20 protein-coding genes and 1 tRNA gene are annotated in these 18,261 nt (G+C 70.2%); 13 read left to right on the top strand and 8 right to left on the bottom strand.

The window, feature by feature from the left end; translation table 11 throughout:
• Positions 1–11 precede the first annotated feature (11 nt).
• Together OG329_RS23210 and OG329_RS23205 are read left to right on the top strand one after the other, a co-directional pair.
• Complete coding sequence (locus tag OG329_RS23210) at positions 12–587, top strand: TerD family protein (RefSeq protein WP_354606872.1); 576 nt, start codon at positions 12–14, stop codon at positions 585–587.
• A 239-nt stretch (positions 588–826) separates the two neighbouring features.
• A complete protein-coding gene (locus OG329_RS23205) occupies positions 827–1,324 on the top strand; it encodes a hypothetical protein (protein ID WP_405797758.1) in 498 nt (165 codons plus the stop codon).
• Between the two features lie 176 nt (positions 1,325–1,500).
• On the opposite strand, the gene OG329_RS23200 is transcribed toward OG329_RS23205, so the two are convergent.
• Positions 1,501–2,238 carry a pentapeptide repeat-containing protein gene (locus tag OG329_RS23200; protein ID WP_405797757.1) on the bottom strand — a complete coding sequence of 246 codons (738 nt, stop codon included), beginning with the start codon at positions 2,236–2,238 and terminating at the stop codon, positions 1,501–1,503.
• Positions 2,239–2,373: 135 nt separating this feature from the next.
• Here OG329_RS23200 and OG329_RS23195 point away from each other — a divergent pair, with 135 nt between their 5' ends.
• Both OG329_RS23195 and OG329_RS23190 read left to right on the top strand, forming a co-directional pair.
• Positions 2,374–3,540 (top strand): NAD(P)-binding protein, encoded by a 1,167-nt coding sequence (locus tag OG329_RS23195; protein WP_405797756.1) that lies wholly within the window; start codon positions 2,374–2,376, stop codon positions 3,538–3,540.
• A 106-nt stretch (positions 3,541–3,646) separates the two neighbouring features.
• Positions 3,647–4,657: a zinc-binding dehydrogenase gene (locus OG329_RS23190; protein ID WP_405797755.1), complete on the top strand. Its 1,011-nt coding sequence runs from the start codon at positions 3,647–3,649 to the stop codon at positions 4,655–4,657.
• A gap of 51 nt (positions 4,658–4,708) precedes the next feature.
• On the opposite strand, the gene OG329_RS23185 is transcribed toward OG329_RS23190, so the two are convergent.
• The 3 genes from OG329_RS23185 to OG329_RS23175 form a co-directional block, all read right to left on the bottom strand.
• On the bottom strand, positions 4,709–5,224 hold the full coding sequence (locus OG329_RS23185) for a hypothetical protein (protein WP_405797753.1): 516 nt from the start codon (positions 5,222–5,224) through the stop codon (positions 4,709–4,711).
• Positions 5,225–5,422: 198 nt separating this feature from the next.
• On the bottom strand, positions 5,423–5,920 hold the full coding sequence (locus OG329_RS23180) for a GNAT family N-acetyltransferase (protein WP_405797751.1): 498 nt from the start codon (positions 5,918–5,920) through the stop codon (positions 5,423–5,425).
• 24 nt (positions 5,921–5,944) lie between these two features.
• On the bottom strand, positions 5,945–6,835 hold the full coding sequence (locus tag OG329_RS23175) for an aminoglycoside phosphotransferase family protein (protein WP_405797749.1): 891 nt from the start codon (positions 6,833–6,835) through the stop codon (positions 5,945–5,947).
• A gap of 116 nt (positions 6,836–6,951) precedes the next feature.
• Here OG329_RS23175 and OG329_RS23170 point away from each other — a divergent pair, with 116 nt between their 5' ends.
• The 4 genes from OG329_RS23170 (at position 6,952) to OG329_RS23155 (ending at position 10,201) form a co-directional block, all read left to right on the top strand.
• The gene (locus OG329_RS23170) at positions 6,952–7,404 is read left to right on the top strand and encodes a rhomboid-like protein (protein ID WP_405797747.1); all 453 of its coding nucleotides are present in this window, start codon (positions 6,952–6,954) and stop codon (positions 7,402–7,404) included.
• Entirely contained in the window at positions 7,401–8,798 is a 1,398-nt protein-coding gene (locus OG329_RS23165) for an NAD(P)/FAD-dependent oxidoreductase (RefSeq protein WP_405797746.1), read from the top strand. The genes OG329_RS23170 and OG329_RS23165 overlap by 4 nt, the downstream gene beginning before the upstream one ends.
• A 123-nt stretch (positions 8,799–8,921) precedes the next feature.
• A complete protein-coding gene (locus OG329_RS23160) occupies positions 8,922–9,521 on the top strand; it encodes a TetR/AcrR family transcriptional regulator (protein WP_405797744.1) in 600 nt (199 codons plus the stop codon).
• Positions 9,522–9,631: 110 nt separating this feature from the next.
• The gene (locus OG329_RS23155; RefSeq protein ID WP_405797742.1) at positions 9,632–10,201 is read left to right on the top strand and encodes a carboxymuconolactone decarboxylase family protein; all 570 of its coding nucleotides are present in this window, start codon (positions 9,632–9,634) and stop codon (positions 10,199–10,201) included.
• 110 nt (positions 10,202–10,311) lie between these two features.
• Here OG329_RS23155 and OG329_RS23150 read toward each other — a convergent pair whose 3' ends face one another.
• Positions 10,312–11,337: an IS630 family transposase gene (locus tag OG329_RS23150; RefSeq protein ID WP_405801848.1), complete on the bottom strand. Its 1,026-nt coding sequence runs from the start codon at positions 11,335–11,337 to the stop codon at positions 10,312–10,314.
• A gap of 134 nt (positions 11,338–11,471) precedes the next feature.
• Between OG329_RS23150 and OG329_RS23145 the strand changes: the two genes are divergently transcribed.
• The 5 genes from OG329_RS23145 (at position 11,472) to OG329_RS23125 (ending at position 16,076) form a co-directional block, all read left to right on the top strand.
• Entirely contained in the window at positions 11,472–12,398 is a 927-nt protein-coding gene (locus OG329_RS23145; RefSeq protein ID WP_405797741.1) for a fumarylacetoacetate hydrolase family protein, read from the top strand.
• Positions 12,398–13,657, top strand: coding sequence for a VOC family protein (locus tag OG329_RS23140; RefSeq protein ID WP_405797740.1), 1,260 nt, complete (start codon positions 12,398–12,400; stop codon positions 13,655–13,657). The genes OG329_RS23145 and OG329_RS23140 overlap by 1 nt, the downstream gene beginning before the upstream one ends.
• 3 nt (positions 13,658–13,660) lie before the next feature.
• The gene (locus tag OG329_RS23135; RefSeq protein ID WP_405797738.1) at positions 13,661–15,259 is read left to right on the top strand and encodes a bifunctional 3-(3-hydroxy-phenyl)propionate/3-hydroxycinnamic acid hydroxylase; all 1,599 of its coding nucleotides are present in this window, start codon (positions 13,661–13,663) and stop codon (positions 15,257–15,259) included.
• Between the two features lie 260 nt (positions 15,260–15,519).
• On the top strand, positions 15,520–15,666 hold the full coding sequence (locus OG329_RS23130) for a hypothetical protein (protein WP_405797737.1): 147 nt from the start codon (positions 15,520–15,522) through the stop codon (positions 15,664–15,666).
• A complete protein-coding gene (locus tag OG329_RS23125; RefSeq protein ID WP_405797735.1) occupies positions 15,663–16,076 on the top strand; it encodes an NUDIX hydrolase in 414 nt (137 codons plus the stop codon). The genes OG329_RS23130 and OG329_RS23125 overlap by 4 nt, the downstream gene beginning before the upstream one ends.
• A gap of 169 nt (positions 16,077–16,245) precedes the next feature.
• Here OG329_RS23125 and OG329_RS23120 read toward each other — a convergent pair.
• The 3 genes from OG329_RS23120 to OG329_RS23110 all read right to left on the bottom strand — a co-directional run bounded on the left by OG329_RS23120 (position 16,246) and on the right by OG329_RS23110 (position 18,077).
• Positions 16,246–16,310, bottom strand: a tRNA-Ser gene (locus OG329_RS23120).
• A 301-nt stretch (positions 16,311–16,611) separates the two neighbouring features.
• The gene (locus tag OG329_RS23115; protein ID WP_405797733.1) at positions 16,612–17,280 is read right to left on the bottom strand and encodes a YdcF family protein; all 669 of its coding nucleotides are present in this window, start codon (positions 17,278–17,280) and stop codon (positions 16,612–16,614) included.
• Entirely contained in the window at positions 17,277–18,077 is an 801-nt protein-coding gene (locus tag OG329_RS23110) for a GntR family transcriptional regulator (RefSeq protein WP_405797731.1), read from the bottom strand. The genes OG329_RS23115 and OG329_RS23110 overlap by 4 nt, the downstream gene beginning before the upstream one ends.
• Positions 18,078–18,261: the final 184 nt, after the last annotated feature.

Raw genomic sequence — 18,261 nt, 5'->3', positions numbered from 1 at the left:
GGACCATCCCCATGGCTGTAAGCCTGTCCAAGGGCGGCAACGTCTCGCTCACCAAGGAGGCACCGGGCCTGACAGCCGTCACGGTCGGCCTCGGCTGGGACGTCCGCTCCACCACCGGTACGGACTTCGACCTCGACGCCTCGGCGATCGCGGTCAACGCGGGTGGAAAGGTCGTCTCCGACAGCCACTTCATCTTCTTCAACAACAAGTCCACGCCGGACCAGACCATCGTCCACACCGGCGACAACCGCACCGGCGAAGGCGCGGGCGACGACGAGGCGATCAACGTCAACCTGGCGGGTCTGCCGGCCGACGTCGACAAGATCGTCTTCCCCGTCTCCATCTACGACGCGGAGACCCGCAGCCAGAACTTCGGCCAGGTCCGCAACGCGTACATCCGTATCGTGAACCAGGCCGGGGGCACCGAGATCGCCCGTTACGACCTGAGCGAGGACGCCGCCACCGAGACCGCGATGGTCTTCGGCGAGCTGTACCGCAACGGCGCGGAGTGGAAGTTCCGCGCGGTGGGCCAGGGTTACGCGTCGGGCCTCGTGGGCATCGCGACGGACTTCGGCGTCAACCTCTGAGCGAGTGACCGGCTGAGTGACTGACTGACGCGTGCGAGGGGCCTCCGGCTGCGGCCGGGGGCCTTTGGCCTGTGGACGCGGAATCCGGTGCTGCGCCTGGTGCGGCGGCTGCTGCGGCTGGTGCGGCTGGTGCGGGCTCAGGTGTCGCGGCTGGTGCACGCGGCGATCGCAGGCCGCGCCCGGCCCGCTCCCCGGCGGGCGGAAACTCGTCCGCGCGCCGCCGTGACACCATCGGGCGCGTGCTCGACATCGGCTACTCCCTCTCCCGTCGCTTTCCCGATCCCCCGCAGACCGACTACCGCCTCGCCGACGTCCGGACCCTGCGGCACGATCTGTTCTGCGGCGATGTGTATCTCGCCGACACCAAGGCCGACCGCGAGGTGTCCACAGGCTGGGGATGGGTGCCCGTGCTGGACTTCGCGTGGGCGCTGTGCGACATCGTGGAGCAGCTCGACCGCGATCCGCGCGGCAACCGGTCGGCCCACCGGCAGTACGCCGAACTGGACTTCACCGAGTCGACGGACCGCCTGCTCTTCGAGCGGCGCTTCGGCTGGGTGGACGTGGCCGCCGACTGGATGCCCGCCGACGAGCCCCCGCTCACCTTCGGCCACCGGCTGCTGCGCCGCGAGTCGCGCGACTTCCTGCACGACCTGCTGGCCGATCTCGGGGACATGCACGAGGGTCTGCTGGACAACCCCATGATCTGGGACATCCAGTCGCGCTTCCCCCGCGTCTGACCGCCGGCCCCGTGGGACGGGTTCGCATCGGCGGGCGTACATCGCCCGGAACCGGGCAGACGCAGCTCTGCCGGGACGCCACCAGGAACCGGACTCCGGTTCACCCCCCACATGGCTGAGCCCCCGGAGCACACTGAAGGCCCCGACCCACCCCCCACGGTCGGGGTCTTCAGTCACTACGCGAGTGGCCCGTCCTCCACCCGTACGCCGATCTGCGCCGCGAACGCGGGCGCCAGATCGAGCAGTTGCGCCGTACTGATCACCGCGCCGGCCAGTCGATCGATCCCGCGCGCGATGCCCAGCTCGGCGACGGTCCGCAGGTCGACGTCCTTCATCCGTACGCCGCTGAGGTCCGCTTCCTTCAACACGCAGTCACGGAACTCGACGCGCTCCAACTCCGCTCCCCCGAAATCCGGCTCGGCCAGGACACAGCCCTCGAACACCACGTCCTTCAGCTTCGCCTTCCGCAGATTCAGATAGTCGATCTTGCCGCCCCGGATCAGCACCCGCTCGAACACCGCACCGTGCAGTTGCACCCCGCCCAGGCGCGCGTCCACCACCTCGACATCGCGCAGCGACGCTCCCCCCAGATCCGTGCCCACGCCCCGGATCCCCTCGAGGACACAGTCGATGAAGCGGGCCCGGCCCAGATCCGTACGGTCGAGTCCGCACTCGCGCAGCGCGCAGTCGATGAACCGGGCACCCGGGCCCTCCTGGTCCGCCAGATCCAGCCCGCCGAACTCCTGCCCGTCGTAATCCCCGTCGGGCTCCAGCTCTCCCTCGTACGGCACGAGCGGCGGCAGCCGGACCTCCGGCCGCCGCGCCGCCACACTCCGGCCCCTGCCGGCCGTCCCCGATTTCCCCGTCCCTGATTTCCCCGCCGCCGTATTCCGTGCCGCCGCTCTCCGAACCATGAACCCATGGTGACGCACACCACTGACAGCCGTCCGAAATGCCCGACTTCGGATGTCACAAACCACCCCCCTACCCCGTCACCTGAAGAGAGAGCACGCACAGGGACACCGTGAACCAGTGAAGGGACAACAGCCATGGACCGCATCACCGTCGTCGGCGGCGGCTTCGCCGGGCTCACCGCGGCCATCTCGGCGGCCGAGTCGGGCGCCAGGGTGACCCTCTACGAGGCGCACCACACGTTCGGCGGACGGGCCCGCACCACCGAGGGGCCGTACCACGCCAACGAAGGGCCGCACGTCTTCTACCATCGCGGCCCGCACTGGGCCTGGCTCCGGCAGCGCGGTCTGCTCGGCCCGATGGCCCGTGTGCCGGCCCTCGAAGGCGCCCGCATGCGCTTCCACCGCGGCGGCGCGCTGCGCAAGGCGCCGCCCTTCGGGCTGCTCAAGGCGAGCCGCAGCCGAGCCGAACGGGCGCCCGTGGACGTCGACTTCCACACCTGGGCCGCCGAACGGCACGGCCACGACGCGGCCGTCGCCGCCGCCCGTTACGCCGCCGTCGCCCTCTTCCACCACGACCCGGGCTCGCTCTCGGCCGCCTTCGTCCAGGAACGGCTCCGGCGCGCCGCGACCGTCCCGCCGGAGGCCCACTTCGCGGTCGGCGGCTGGAGCCAGGTCATCGACCGGATGCTCGGGCGGGCCTGGAATCTGGGCGTACGGGTCGAGACCGTCGCGCGCGTCCACACCCTCCCCGAGAACGGGCCGGTGATCGTCGCGACGTCGCTCGACGCGGCCCGGACGCTGCTCGGTGACGACAGCCTGCGGTGGGAGAGCGGGCGCACCGCCCTGCTGGACCTCGCGCTGACCACGCGCAGGGGCGACCCGTTCGTCATCAGCGATCTCGACGCGCCGGGCTGGCTGGAGCGGTTCACCGCCGCGGATCCCTCGCTGGCACCGGCCGGTGAACAACTGCTCCAGGGCCAGTTCCCGCTCGCCCCCGGCGAGTCCACGACCGTCGGCATCGCGCGCGCGGAGGGCCTGCTCGACCTCGGCTTCCCCAACTGGCGCGAACGGGCGGTCTGGCGGCGCCAGTCGCTCGCCGCGGGCCGTACGGGAGCGGTCGACCGGCCGGGCACCACCTGGCGCGACCGGCCGCGCGTGGACCGGGGCGACGGCGTCTATCTCGTCGGCGACCAGGTCGCCGCGCCCGGCGTCCTGTCCGAGGTGTCGTTCAACAGCGCGATCGAGGCGGCCTCGCTCGCGCTGCTGAGGGTCGGCGGCCTACGGCTGCGAGACTCCGCTTGACCTCAAGTCCGCTTGAGGTCGGAAGCTGGCTCACGTACGCCACACCGGGACGCGCCGCACGCGAACACCGCGCACCGCGCGCCCGGAATCGACGAGGGAGCCAGCCATGCACGCCATCCGTCTCCACGCCTTCGGACCCGCCGAGAACCTGGTCCACGAGTCGGCCGAGGACCCTGTCCCCGGCCCCGGCCAGGTCCGGATCGCCGTCGCCGCGGCAGGAGTTCACCTCCTCGACGCGGCCCTGCGCGAGGGCATGCAGGGGCCGTACCCCACGCCGCTCGAACTGCCCACCATCCCCGGCCGTGAAGTGGCGGGCACCGTGGACGCGCTCGGCGAGGGCACCGACCCGAGCTGGCTCGGCAAGCCGGTCGTCGCCCACCTGGGCATGGTCCCCGGCGGTTACGCGGAACTGGCCGTCGTCGACGCCGCCCGGCTCCACGAGATCCCCGACAACCTCGACGCCGCCGAAGCGGTCGCCATGATCGGCACCGGCCGCACCACCATGGGCATCCTGCTCTACGCCGACCTCGGCCCGGACGCCATCGCGATCGTCCCCGCCGCCGCCGGAGGCATCGGCACCCTCCTCGTCCAGTACGCGAAGAACGCCGGCGCCACCGTCGTCGGCCTCGCCGGCGGCCCCGCCAAGGTCGCGCGCGTCACCGAGAACGGCGCCGACATCGCCGTCGACTACACGCTGCCCGACTGGCCCGAGACCGTCCGCGCGCAGCTCGCCGGGCGCAGCGCCACCGTCGTCTTCGACTCCGTCGGCGGCGCGACGGCCCGCGCCGCCGTCGACCTCCTCGGCAAGGGCGGACAGCACCTCGTCTTCGGCTGGTCCGGGGAAGGCATCAAGGACGGCGAGGCGCTGACCTTCACGGAGGAGGAACTGGCGGCGCGCGGCATCACCTCCGAGAGCGTCCTCGGCCCCGTGATGCTCAAGAAGGCCGGCGGCGACATCCGCGTACTGGAGGACCGTGCCCTGTCCGAGGCGGCGGCGGGCCGTCTGCGGCCCGCCGTACAGCGCTTCCCGCTCGCCGACGCGGCCCGCGCGCACCACGCGCTGGAGACGCGCGGCACGATCGGCAAGGTGGTCCTGGAACCGCGGCCCCGCCCGTAAGCCCGGCCCGTAAGCCCCGCCCGTAGGCCCTGTCCGGCGGACAGGACCTGGTCAGACCGGCGAACGGCCGGGCGCCGCCGGGCGCTCGGCCAGCCGGTCGGCCAGCCGCAGCCGGTCGGCCAGCCGGTCGAGACCGCCCTTGATCAACTGCCCGTACCCGTCGTCACCGAGCGTGCCCACCGCGGCCAGCCCGCGCGCCAGATGCTCGCGCGCCCGGTCGAGATCGCCCAGCCGCCGGTACACATCCCCCAGGTTGAGATGCAGCGACGGGTAGAACGCCGCCACCGGGCTCACCACCCCCGCGGCCCGCGCCCGCTCGTCCGAGACCAGGTCCGCCGCCTCCAACGCCCGCAGGTCCCAGACCAGTTCCTCCCGGGGATCGTCCTGGACATCGGCCATGGAGTGGGCCAGCGCGCATATGTGGAACGGGTCGCCGTCCGCGCCCAGTTCGCCCCACACCCCGGCGAACACCCGCCGGGCGGCGGCCCGTTCACCACGCTGTCCCAGCTCCATGCCACGGCCGATCTCGGCCATCACCGGATCGGGCTGCTGAATCGTCTCGGACACGCGGTCCCCCAGGGAAGTCGGCGAACATCGGCGAACATCGGCGCACGCCGACGAAAACCCGGCGACATCCGCACTCGTCACCGACAGTAGCGCCCCCCACTGACAATCCAGCCGCCCGACAATCCCCCGGCCGCTGCGCGGGGCAGTTCCCCTACCCGCCCGCTCCCGAAACCGGGGCGCTGCCCCGCACCCCGCTCCTCAAGCGCCGGAGGGGGTGGTGGCGGCGGGCGCCCCCAGCGCGGCCAACTCCCCGTCCGTCAGCCGGAACACCGTCCAGCCGTCCTGCGCCCGCGCCCCCAGCGCCCGGTAGAACGCGATCGACGGCTCGTTCCAGTCCAGTACGGACCACTCCAGCCGCTCGTACCCGCGCTCCACACAGATCCGCGCCAGTCGCGTCAGCAGCGCCTTCCCGTACCCGCCCCCGCGCAGCTCCGGACGGACGTACAGGTCCTCCAGATAGATGCCGTGCACCCCGCGCCACGTCGAGAAGTTCAGGAACCACAGCGCGAACCCCGCCACCGCGCCGTCGTCCGTCTCCGCGATGTGCGCGTACGCGGCGGGCCGCTCCCCGAACAGCGCCTGGCGCAACTGCGCCTCGGTCGCCCGCGCCTCGTCCGGGGCCTTCTCGTATGCCGCGAGTTCCCGGATCATCGCGTGGATCACCGGAACGTCAGCGGCCGTCGCCGTACGAATCATGACCGCAGCCTGCCGTTTTTGCGCCTACGGCGCCAGCAGGGCCCGTCCCACGGCCGCAGGCACGGGGTCCGGTGTCCGCTCGCCCTCGTGAATACCCCACAGACAGGTCTGGAGCACCCGCCCCAGCGTCCACGCCCGTGCGCGCTCCCGGTCCAGCCCCATGACCTCCGTCATGAGATCGAACCTCCACAGGATGTCGCCCGCGTCGAAGCGGTTGACGAGCGCGGGCAGCAGCTCGAACGCCGGATCCCCGGCCAGCGGCTTCGGGTCGATCGCCAGCCACGGCTCACGCCCCGCGCCCCCGACCGGCGCCAGCACGTTCTCGAAGTGCAGATCCCAGTGCAGCAGCCGGTCACCGGGCTCGCCGGCCACCTCACGTACCGCCGCCGCGCAGTCCAGGAGCAGCCGCCGGTCCGCGCTGTCGGCGAGCGACCTCACCGTCACCGGCGTCTCGTCCAGCATCGCCGCCGCGATCCCGCCCAGTTCCCGCATGCCCGCCGGTGCGGGCAGCGCCGTCAACCGGGCCAGCAGCCCGGCGATGACCGCCACCCCGTCCCGTACCGGAACACCGCTCAGGTCCCGCCCCGCGTCCAGGCCCTCCAGCAGCAGCGTGCCCGACTCCTCGTCGTACTCCAGCAGCCGCACCGCGCCGTCGCCGTCCCACTGCCGCAGCGCCACCGGCTCACCGGCCGTCTCCTCGTCGAGCTGCTGGAGCTTCAGTACGCAGGGCGTACCGTCCGCCCGCTCCACCGGCAGGACGAGCGCGCACATCCCGTGCGTCACCGGGCCGGTGCTCCGCAGCTCCCACCTCTTCAGGAAGTGGGCCGCGCGCTCCGGAAGCGCGGCGATGAACGCGCGCCCCCGCGCACCGAAGAACCTCTCCTGCGTCTTCGCCAACTCCGCCGGGATCTCCATGGCGCCAAGCCTAGGAGCACGCCTGCGAACCCTTCGACCGCATTTCCCCCCTCGCCGCTCCCCCCTCCGGAATGTCGATCCGGCCGAAGCCCCCGCCCCCGTGGGTGAATCACCCCATGCGCCGCCCTCTCCGCAAGGCCACCCCCGGCACCCGGGTCCGGTTCAGGACCGCCCCCGGCACCCGCCCCTGGCTCGCGGCCCTCCTCGTCACCACGGTCGCCGCACACGTCGGCGCCACCCTCGTCAGCGAAGGCATCGTCAGTTGGGCCATCCACACCGGCCGCGCGCACGAGGCCGCCACCCACACCCTCGACGTCGGCGTCAGCTACGCCTTCGCGGGCGTCGTCGCCGTCCTCACCTACCGGATGGCCGCGCAGTGGCGATATCCGTACGGAGGAGCCGTCCTCATCTTCTACGGCATCCCGCTCATCGCCGGCCCCGGCTTCACCGACATCGGCCACTTCACCGCCGTCCTCATCGGTCTCGCCTGCTACCCGCTCACCCGGGCCCGCCCCCGTACCCCAAACCTGGACACAGGTACGAAGCGCGGTGTACGAACACCCTCATGAGCAGCAGCACCGTCAACGGCGGCATCTCCTTCTGGTACGCCCAGGACGGCATCCCCGCCCCCCGCGAACCTCTCCCCGGCGACGCGACGGCCGACGTCTGCGTCGTCGGCGGCGGCTACACCGGCCTGTGGACGGCCTACTACCTGAAGAAGGCCGTGCCCTTCCTCAACATCACCGTCCTGGAAGGCAAGTTCTGCGGATACGGCGCCTCCGGGCGCAACGGCGGCTGGCTCTACAACGGCATCGCCGGCCGCGACAGCTACGCCCTCAAGCACGGCCACGAGGCCGCCGTACGGCTCCAGCAGGCCATGAACGACACGGTGGACGAAGTCGTACGCGTCGCCGCCGACGAGTCGATCGACGCCGACATCCACCGGGGCGGCGTCCTCGAAGTCGCGTACACACCCGCGCAGCTCGCCCGGCTCAAGGACTTCCACACCACCGAGATCGCCTTCGGCGAGACGGATCGCACCCTGCACGGCGCGCGCGAGACCGCCGAGCGCGTACGGGTCACCGGAGCCGTCGGCTCCACCTGGACCCCGCACGGTGCCCGGCTGCACCCCGTCAAACTCCTCAAGGGCCTCGCCGCGGCCGTCGAAGCGCTCGGCGTCACCATCCACGAGTCGACGCCCGTCACCGAGATCAAGCCCAAACACGCGGTCACCCCGTACGGCACCGTCCGCGCGCCCTACATCCTGCGCTGCACCGAGGGCTTCACGGCGGCCCTCAAGGGCCGGCGCCGCTCGTGGCTGCCCATGAACTCCTCGATGATCGCCACCGAACCGCTGCCCGCCGCCCTGTGGGACACCATCGGCTGGGAAGGCCGCGAAGCCCTCGGCGACATGGCGCACGCCTACGTGTACGCCCAGCGCACCGCCGACGACCGGATCGCGCTCGGCGGCCGGGGAGTGCCGTACCGCTACGGCTCCCGCACCGACAACGACGGCCGCACCCAGCCCGCCACCATCGCCGCCCTGCGCGACATCCTGGTCCGCTTCTTCCCCACCACGGCCGGTGTCCGCATCGACCACGCCTGGTCGGGCGTCCTCGGCGTCCCCCGCGACTGGTGCGCCACGGTCACCCTCGACCGCTCAACGGGCCTGGGCTGGGCGGGCGGCTACGTGGGCTCGGGCGTCGCCACGGCCAACCTCGCTGCCCGCACCCTGCGCGACCTCATCCAGCAGGACTCCGGCCAGGGCGGCCCCACGGACCTCACGACCCTGCCCTGGGTCAACCACAAGGTCCGCAAGTGGGAACCGGAACCCTTGCGCTGGCTCGGAGTCCACACCCTCTACGCGGCCTACCGCACGGCGGACCGCCAGGAGGCCACGTCCCGCACGACGACAACGCACCCCCTGGCCCGCGCGGCGGACCGCATCTCGGGCCGCCACTGACTTCGGGCCGGTCCCAGGGCCTCCCCCGATCCGGACCGGCCCATCAAATAGTACGGTTGCGTTTCTCCCGACCCTGGTCTACTTTGATGGTACGAAACAGTTCCGTACTCAAGGGAGCTCGTAATGGCCCGCACCAGCGGCGATGAACCGATCCGCCGTCCTCGGATGACCCCCGAACGGGAGGAGGAGCTGCTTGCGGCGGTCATGGACGTGGTGCGGGAGGTCGGGTACGGCGAGTTGTCCATGGACCTGGTCGCGGCACGGGCGCGGTGCAGCAAGGCGACGCTCTACCGCATGTGGCCGGCCAAGCCGCAGATGGTCGCGGCGGCGCTCCATGCCACCCGGCCGCTGAGGCCGGAGGAGATCGACACCGGAACGCTTCGCGGCGATCTGATGGCCATGGTCGAGCTGTTCGGCCCGACCGTGGAGAAGGACTCGGCACTGATCGCAGCCCTGGGCCATGCCGTGCTCGCCGACGAAGATCTCGCCGAGGCGCTGCGCACCACGCTGGTGACGCCCTGGTTCAGGGATCTCACCGGTGTTGTCGACCGGGCCGTCGAGCGGGGTGAGCTGGCCGCCAGACCCGCCGCGACGGAGTTCCTGCCCCAGGTGTTCCTCAGCGTGGCCTTGACCCGGCCGGTGTTCCAGGGGGCCGCCGCCGACGCGGACCACCTGGCGCGCTGCGTCGATCAGATGCTGCTTCCGGCGCTTCTGAACACCTGATCCGGCCTGCCGGATCAGGCCGGCCGCGAAAACGCCACCGCCGCGCCCCTGAGTACGCGGAACGGAGAACGGAGAACGGAGAACAACGAACGACCGATAGGGGCAGAGTCATGACCCGAGAAGTCCCTCCACCGACCGCGTCCGTCCCCACTCCGCTCGCGCCCGCCGAGCGCACGCGGGAGCAGCGTGAACTGCTCTCCGGAGTCTTCGGGGACGACGCACCGAATCTCTTCAGCACCGTGGTGCGCCACCCGGAACTCTTCCGGGCCTGGCTGCCCTTCTGTCTGCGACTGCTGGCGCACTCGGTGTTCCCGGGCAGGGAACGCGAGTTGCTGATCATCCGGACCGCCTGGCGCTGCGGCTGCGCCTACGAACTGACGCACCACGTCGGACTCGGCGCCAGGGAAGGGCTGTCCGGCCACGAACTGGCCGCGCTCACCGGTGAAGCCGCGGTGACCTGGTCCTCGCGCGAGCGGCTGCTGATCGCCGCGGCCGACCAGCTCCACGCGGACCACGTGATCCACGACGACACCCTGCGTGAGCTGGGCGGGCTGCTGACCACGGAGCAGTTGATCGAACTGCCCATGCTCGTGGGCCACTACGTCCTGCTGGCCGGAACTCTCCGGTCCCTGGCAGTGCCGCTCGACGGCCCGCACGCCGCCTCGGCGTTCCCGCTCTGAAACCACTGGCACGAGAGCCACGAGAGCCACGAGCACCACCAACACCACCAGAAGCCCCAGAGCTTCAGAACCTCCATCCCCCATGAGCCGAAGGAGGCGCCGTCATGCGCCTAGTGATCTGGTTCGGAGATGCGTGAGCAGTAGCGGCAGATCCGGTCAAGGATCTGATCGGCGGTCTTGGTCCACTTGAATGGCCGGGCTTCGTCGTTCCAGACCTTGATCCAGTTCTCCAGTGCGGCCTTGAGGTCGTCGAGGGAGCAGAACACACCGCGTTCGAGGCAGCGTCGTTCCAGCTCGGCGAACCACCGCTCGACCTGGTTGATCCATGACGAGTAGGTGGGGGTGAAGTGCAGGTGGAAGCGGGGGTGCGCGATCAGCCACTTGTGCACCACCGGTGCTTTGTGGGCGGAGAGGTTGTCGCAGATCACGTGGACCGCCAGGCCAGGTTCCGTCTGGCGGTCGATCTCGTCGAGGAAGTCGCGGAAGTCGACGGCCCGGTGCTGCGCGGAGAGTTTCGTGATCACCTTGCCCGTCGCGGTGTTCAACGCGGCGAACAGATCGACGGTGCCGTGCCGGACGTAGTCGAAACTCCGCCGCTCGGGGACCCCGGGCACCATCGGCAGCACCGGCGCGGTCCGTTCAAGGGCTTGGATCTGCGGCTTCTCGTCCACCGCGAAGACAGCCGCGTTGGCCGGCGGGGCGAGACAGAGGCCGACGACGTCACGGACCTTGTCGATCAGGAACGGATCCGGGGAGATCTTGAAGGTCTCGGTCCGCCACGGCTGCAGACCGAAAGCGTGCCAGATCCGCAGCACACTCGCGGGGGAGATCCCCACGGCCCTGGCCAGTTCCCGCTTCGACCAGTGCGTCCCGCCTTCGGGTGTCTGCTCCAGGGTGCGGACCACCACCTCTTCGACCTGGGCATCGGTGATGCTCCGCGGTACCCCGGGCCGAGGCTCATCAGCGAGCCCGTCGAGCCGGTCCCGCAGGAACCGGGTCCGCCATTTCGCGACCGTGCCCCGGTTCACCCCCAGCCGGGCCGCGACCGCCAGGTTCGGCCCGCCCTCCGCACACGCCAGCACGATCCGCGCCCGCAGGGCCAGACCCTGCGCGGTCGTCCGGCGCTTGACCCACATACTCAACACCTGCCGCTCGGCCTCACTCAGGACCAACGGCTCCAGCCTGCTGTCACCCACAACCGACAGCAGACCGAAGCCCACCGGCACCCGTCAGCCGAACCCGCGAATTGGTGCGCAAAGCGACTCACGTGGTGCCCAACGAACTCACAACCAGATCACTAGGAGTCATCGCCAACCGCCTGGTCCTCGTCGCCGAGGACACCGCCGTCGATCTGGAACAGGCCAGCAAGGGCCGCTTCCCGGCCGATCCCGAGGGTGTCTTCGACACCTGGGACGCCCTGGTCGGGTGGGCCGCCACGTACACCTGGGACGAGGAGCAGGAGCGGCTGCCCCTCGACGGGCTGCAGAATCCCGTACCGGCGCCTCGGCAGGTCTTCGGTATCGGCGCCAACTACCGGGACCACCTGGAGGAGGCCGCCCGCGCCCAGGGGCACCAGGGCGAGATCCCGGCGCCCGAAACCCCCCTGATCTTCACCAAGTTCCGCACCAGCCTCACCGGCCCGTACGACGCCGTCCCGCTGCCCACCCGGGGCGTCGACTGGGAGGTCGAACTCGTCGTCGTCATCGGCCGGCACGCCGAGCGCGTGACGGAGAGCGACGCGTGGAGCCATGTCGCCGGCCTCACGGTGGGCCAGGACATCTCCGAGCGCGCCGTGCAACTGGCCGGCATCGCCCCTCAGTTCAACATGGGCAAGTCCTACCCCGGTTTCGGTCCGATGGGACCCGTACTCGTGACGCCGGACGAGTTCGACGACCCGGACGATCTGGAGATCGGGTGCAGCCTGGCAGGCCAGGTCATGCAGACGGGACGTACCAGTGACCTGATCTTCTCGGTCCCCGAGCTGATCGCGTACATCTCCGGGGTGTGCCCCCTGCTGCCCGGCGACGTGATCTTCACCGGCACGCCCGCGGGCGTCGGTCTGTTCCGCGACCCGCCCCGTTTCCTCCAGCCCGGAGACACGCTGGTCACCTGGGTGAAGGGCGTCGGTGAACTGCGCAACCCCGTGACGGCGGGCCCCGGTTACTCCGCCACGGACGAACCGAACGGAGACAAGTGATGACCACCTCGACACCCGACACGTCCAGCACCGGACCTGAGCGGTACGACGTCGGCGGAGTGCTGCTGCCCCGCCCGTTCAAGATCCGGCGCTTCGGCCACTTCGGCTTCAACTCCGACCACCTCGACGAGTCGATCGCCTTCTACACCGACCTCCTGGGCTTCCGCGTCACCGACGAGGTCAGCCTGTTCGACCAGGTGCCGCCGGAGGTGAGGCCCCTGCTGGAGGACGTCGTCAGCGACCCGCGCATGATCTTCACCAGCAACTCCTCCGACCACCACGCGCTGCTGCTGGCCCACCGCACCTTCGGCACGGTCAACGGCAACGACCGGATCGGGAAGGACATCACCCTCAGCCAGATCACCTGGCAGGTCGGCACCCTCCAGGAAGTGCACGACGCGGAGGAGTATCTGCGCGACAAGGGCGTGGAGTTCGGGCGCGTCGGACGGGACATGCCGGGCGGGAACTGGCACATCTATTTCCGCGACCCGGACGACAACATGGTCGAGCTGTACTACGGCATGGAACAGGTCGGCTGGTCCCGCAACTCCAAGCCGCACGCGATGCACTACCGGGGATTCGACAACAGGCCGCCCCTGCCCCAGATGTCCGAAGCCGCGGAAGTCCGCGAGGCGCTGGACAAGGGCATCGACATCCACTCCGGCTGGCGGCCCGCCGAGTCCCACCTGGAGGAGACCCACGATGTGGGCGGGATCCTCCTGCCGCGCCCCTTCAAGGTCACCAGGCTCGGACCGGTGTCGGTGTTCACCGAGCGCATGGACGAGATGGTCACGTACTACACGGAGCTGCTCGGCTTCGAGTACGTCGAGGAGTCCGAGTACCGCGGCAAGCGCGTCGTGTTCCTGCGCAACGGCACCGAGCACCACTCCTTCGTCCTGGCGGACAAGGCGCTGCGCGGCATGCTCGGGCTGAGCGAGCACACCTCGTGCCTGAGCATGGGCATGGAGGTCGGCAGCTACCGCCAACTGCGCGCCGCGGTGGAGTTCCTTCAGAGCCACGGCCACACCCGGGTCGAGGGCATCCCGCCGGAGCTGTACACGGGCATCGACTACGCGGCCCACCTGCGCGACCCGGACGGCCATCTGGTCTGCCTGTACTACTACATGGAACAGGTCGGCTGGGACGGCAGGCCGAGGCCGCGCGGCGAACGCCGCACCGTGACCGACGCCTGGCCCGAGACACTGGAGCCGTTGTCGGACACGTATGTCGATCAGACCTACATGGGACCCCTGGGCTGAGCGATGAACGACAACGAGACGACCACGACGAACGACGACGCGGCACGCCCCACGGACGCCGACGTCCTGATCGCGGGCGCCGGCCCGGTCGGCCAGGTACTGGCACTGCTGCTGGCCCAACAGGGCCTGCGCGTAAGCGTGGTGGAGCGGTGGGAGCGGCCCTACCCGTTGCCGCGCGCCGTGGCCATGAGCCACGACGTCCAACGAGTCCTGCGGCAGCTCGGCATGGGCGACGAACTCGACGGGATGCTCGAACCCTGGGGCCTGGACGGGCAGCGGTTCAGCTTCGCCGACGCCTCCGGGCGGACACTGGGCGAGTCGGAGTACCCGCTGGCGTCGGAGTCCGGGCACGCGCAGATGTCCGGGTTCTCGCAGCCCGACCTGGAGGCCCTGCTCGAGCGGCGGGTGCGGGCCGACCCCCGGATCGACCAGTACCGGGGCTACTCGCTCGACGGGCTGACCGACGACGGGACCGGCGTCAGCGCCACCGTACGGCCGCACACCGGGCTGGCCCCGGTGCCGGACGGAGCGCCGCGCACGCTGCGCGCGTCCTACGCCGTCGGCTGCGACGGCGCCAACAGCACCGTGCGCTCGCTGCTGGGGCTGGAGCTGACGGACCTCGGCTTCAGCCGTGACTGGCTGGTGGTCGACGTCGTCCCGCACGTCCCGCTCACCTGGCTGCCCTACGCCTGCCAGGTGCTGGGCCCGGGAAGGCCGACAACCCTCGTACCGGCGGGGCCGGGTCGGCGCCGGTGGGAGTTCATGATCATGCCGACGGACGACCAGGAGTCCGTCGACACCGACGACAACTCCTGGGAGCTGCTCAAGCCGTTCGACATCCACCCGGGCAACGCCGAGCTGGTCCGCCATGCCCGGTACACCTTCCGGGGCCGCTGGGCCGACCGGTGGCACCAGGGCCGTATCGTCCTGGCCGGGGACGCCGCACACCAGATGCCGCCCTTCACCGGCCAGGGGCTGAACTCCGGCATCCGCGACGCCGCGAATCTCGCCTGGCGCCTGGCCCTGCTGGTCCGGGGCGGGAGCGACGAGCGGCTTCTGGCGGACTACTCGGCCGAGCGCTCCGGGCAGATCGCGCGCATCATCCAGGACACGGTCGGCCTGGGCCAGTTGATCTGCATGACCGACCCGGACGAGTGCGCGAAGCGCGACGCCATGATGGGCGGCAGCGTCGGCATGGTCCACGAGGTGCGGGAGAACTGGACCCTGCGCGGCGGCACCCTCCAGGACGACGGGATCGGCGGCGGCCTGGGATTGCAGGCCACCGTCGGCACGGGGACGCGGACCGGTCTCCTCGACGAGGTCGTCGCTCCGGGAAGCTTCCTGCTGGTGGGACGCGACCGCGACCCGCTGGAACTGCTCTCGCCGGCCCACCGCACGGCCTGGCAGCAACTGGGCGGCCGCAGCGCCCACTTCGGGCCCGGCGGACTCACGGACACGGAGGGCGAGTACGCCGCGTGGTTCGAGCGGCTGAACGCGTCGGTCGTCGCGGTCAGGCCCGACTTCCACATGTACGGGGGAGTGCGTAGCCCGCATGCCGTGGACGCGTTGGTGCGCAACCTGACCGAACGCGTCGTGTCCTGACCGCTCGGTCACGTGCCCGCCGGGCGTAAACGTCCGGCGGGCACGGTCACCGGCCATCGGTCACCGGGTCGGAGTCGGCCGGGTCAGGTGAGCGTCAGCCCGTACGCGGTCAGCACCTCGTTGACCGGCTGCCAGTAGGTGATGCCCGACGTGGTGCAGGAGGTGCTGCCGACGGACAGCAGGCCGAGCGCCAGGTTCCCGGAGAAGGACGCCGTTCCGCTGTCGCCGGGGGCGGCGCACGCGTCCGCACGGAACAGCCCGTGGACGATGCCGTCGGCGAGGTGGCGGACACGTTGACGGCCTGGAACACCGACGTCATGTGGGTCCCCGGAAACTCGGTGCCCCGCTTCATCCCCGTCGATACGACCTTCCCACCCACCCTGGCCGCCCTGGAGGAGCAGACGTGACGCAGCAGAACGCGGAGCAGCGCCCCGGCATCGCTGCGGCCATCGTCGTCAGCGAGGCGCGCGTGCTCATGGTGCGTCGCAGGGTCAGCGAGGGACAGCTCTCCTGGCAGTTCCCGGCCGGCGAGGTCGAGCCCGGCGAGGCGCGCGAGGACGCCGCCGTGCGGGAGACCCGGGAGGAGACCGGCCTGGAGGTGGCCGCCCTGAAGCTGCTCGGTGAACGGGTCCACCCGAAGACGGGCCGGCTGATGTCGTACACGGCCTGCGAGGTGGTGGGCGGCACCGCGTACGTCGCGGACACGGAGGAGCTGGCCGAACTCGCCTGGGTCGCGCACGGCGCGATCCCGCAGTACGTGCCGTACGGACTGTTCGAGCCGGTCCAGGACCACCTCGACGCGGCCATGCTGCCCTGAACGGCAGGAAGAAGACGAAGCGGAAGAGGACCGGGAAGTAGGTATCTGCTGCCCTCCACCCACGCTTCGCTCACGCGCGCCGTCCCACGACACCCCGCCCCTGGCCCCGCCACGCCTCACACAACAGAAAACCCCAGGTCACAACCAAGGTGACCGGGGGTTCTCGCCGAGCCCCCTGTCGGATTCGAACCGACGACCTACGCATTACAAGTTGTCCGATCTTGTTCCGGGGGCGTCCACACACGTCCGCCCGGCTGCCTGCCTCGCTGGTCAAAGCCCTGGAGGGATACTCCTGGACTGCGGTGGACTCCCCTGGAAGCGAGGGCAATTGAGACCGGGACTGAGACCGCGCCCCGGCGGTCACGACGGTTTGGCGCCTGCCTGCCAATCGAGAAGTGGCAGGACCGCCGGATGGGGTTCGACACCTTGGGCGTAGCAGTGAAAACGGCGATGCCCGCGCAGTCTGCGCGGGCATCGCCGTAGTCGTTGGTGGTCGTCATCGCCGCCGTTCGACAACCCGCAGGCGGCCCCCGGTTCAGCGGTCGGCCGGGGCTCCGTCAGTCACGATTCGGCTTGTGAAGCCTTCCTGGCGCAACCGCTCGTAGGCCGCCTCCACGTCGTTCGGTACAGGCTGGGAGATCATGAACCCCTGCTTCGGGTAGATCATCAAACGCTGTAGCGCTCCGACAAGCATGTCAAGCACGAGGCGCCCGTCACCGATGGAATCCACGTACGCCTCAAAGGTCATCGGCGTCGACGCGCTCACGATTTCGACCTCAGGCCAGAGCTTGCGCGCCGTGGCGTACGCGCGCCGTTCCTCGTATGGCTTGCTGATCAACAACACAGAGGACACCTTCACGTCGGCCTCTGTCAGCAGTGCCCGCGAGAAGCGGATGTTCTCGCCCGTGTTTCGAGCCTGAGGCTCGACGAGCACGGCGGCGGCGGGCACCCCAAGCGCGAGGGCGCGCTCCCGGTAGTGGACGGCCTCGCCGCGTGGCATGCGCTCCGCCGTGGTTCGGCTGGTCGCCCCTGTGAAGACGATGAGCGGCGCCATGCCACGCCGGTAGAAGTCCACGGCGGTGTCAGCGACTCCCAGGTCATGGCTGCCGAGGCCGACCGCGACCGAGCACGGTCTCGGCTCATGGTGCATCTGGTGGAAGTCCCACAGTCTCCGGGCGTCTGCCCATGCCTGACTTGAGATCATCGATCTTCCCTCGTCTCTTGTGCGGAGTCAGGGACTTTGAAGTCGTACTCCCACGCAAAGCGTGAGGCGGCGTGCACCCCCAAGGCGAACTCAACGACTGTGCCATCTGCCGTGTAGGTGGTTCGGTGCAACTCAACGACCGGCTCACCGGTCGGCAGGTGGAGCAGCTTCACCTCCTCCGGCGTCGGGATGCGAGCGAACAACGACTCGGTCATGTGGTCGATCTCGTATCCCGCGTCGTACAGCACACGGAACCCACCGCCTCGGCCGGCTGGTCCAGGGGTGGGGTCGACCAGTCGAGTTCCCTCGACGTGCTCGGGTCGGTAGTAGCTGGTCAGGGTGTGCGTCGGCTGGTCGCCTTCCTTCACAAGACGCGCTCGGGCATACAGCTCAGCACCCAGAGGAAGGCCATGAGCTGCCGTGGCCTCTGCGGGCGCTGGGCCGAAGCTTATGGCCTGCGTCTGCTCGTCACGGCGGTACGCGCGGCCGGAAGCGACACGGTCGGCGATGAACGCGACCTCGTCGCCGTCCCGCCATTTGGCCTTGTCGTACCGCCCGGTTCCCAGCCGCTTGAGCGGCGTCTGCTGCCGCACGACGGTGCCATGCCCGCGCGATGAGGTAACCAGCCCTTCGGCCTCTAGCGCCTTGTAAGCGGCGTGGACCGTGGACTTGGAACCTTCACCAGCCTCGACCAGGTCGCGAATGTGAGGCAGTTGGTCACCTGGGCGGTATCCACGTTCACCGCTCTTGATCCGGTCCGCGATCCGGTCTGCCAGTTCTCGCCACTTGGGCGCCATGAAGAACTCCTCTCGACAGACCTAAGTCAAACACAGTCCCAGGACTATTGACAGTCCCGAGACTGTGCGGCAGAGTCTCACTCGTCAGCCACAGTCCTAGGACAGTGGGGCTGGTGCTGGTGTGTCGGTTCGGGATTGCTCGCTCTGGAAGACGGCTTCGGTCGTGCGCCATCGGGCCCTGAGC

It is taken from the genome of Streptomyces sp. NBC_01506, from assembly GCF_045040295.1.
In the GTDB taxonomy this organism is placed as follows: domain Bacteria; phylum Actinomycetota; class Actinomycetes; order Streptomycetales; family Streptomycetaceae; genus Streptomyces.
Note: the sequence above shows the minus strand (reverse complement) of the source record. Positions and strands in the feature narration are given on the sequence as shown.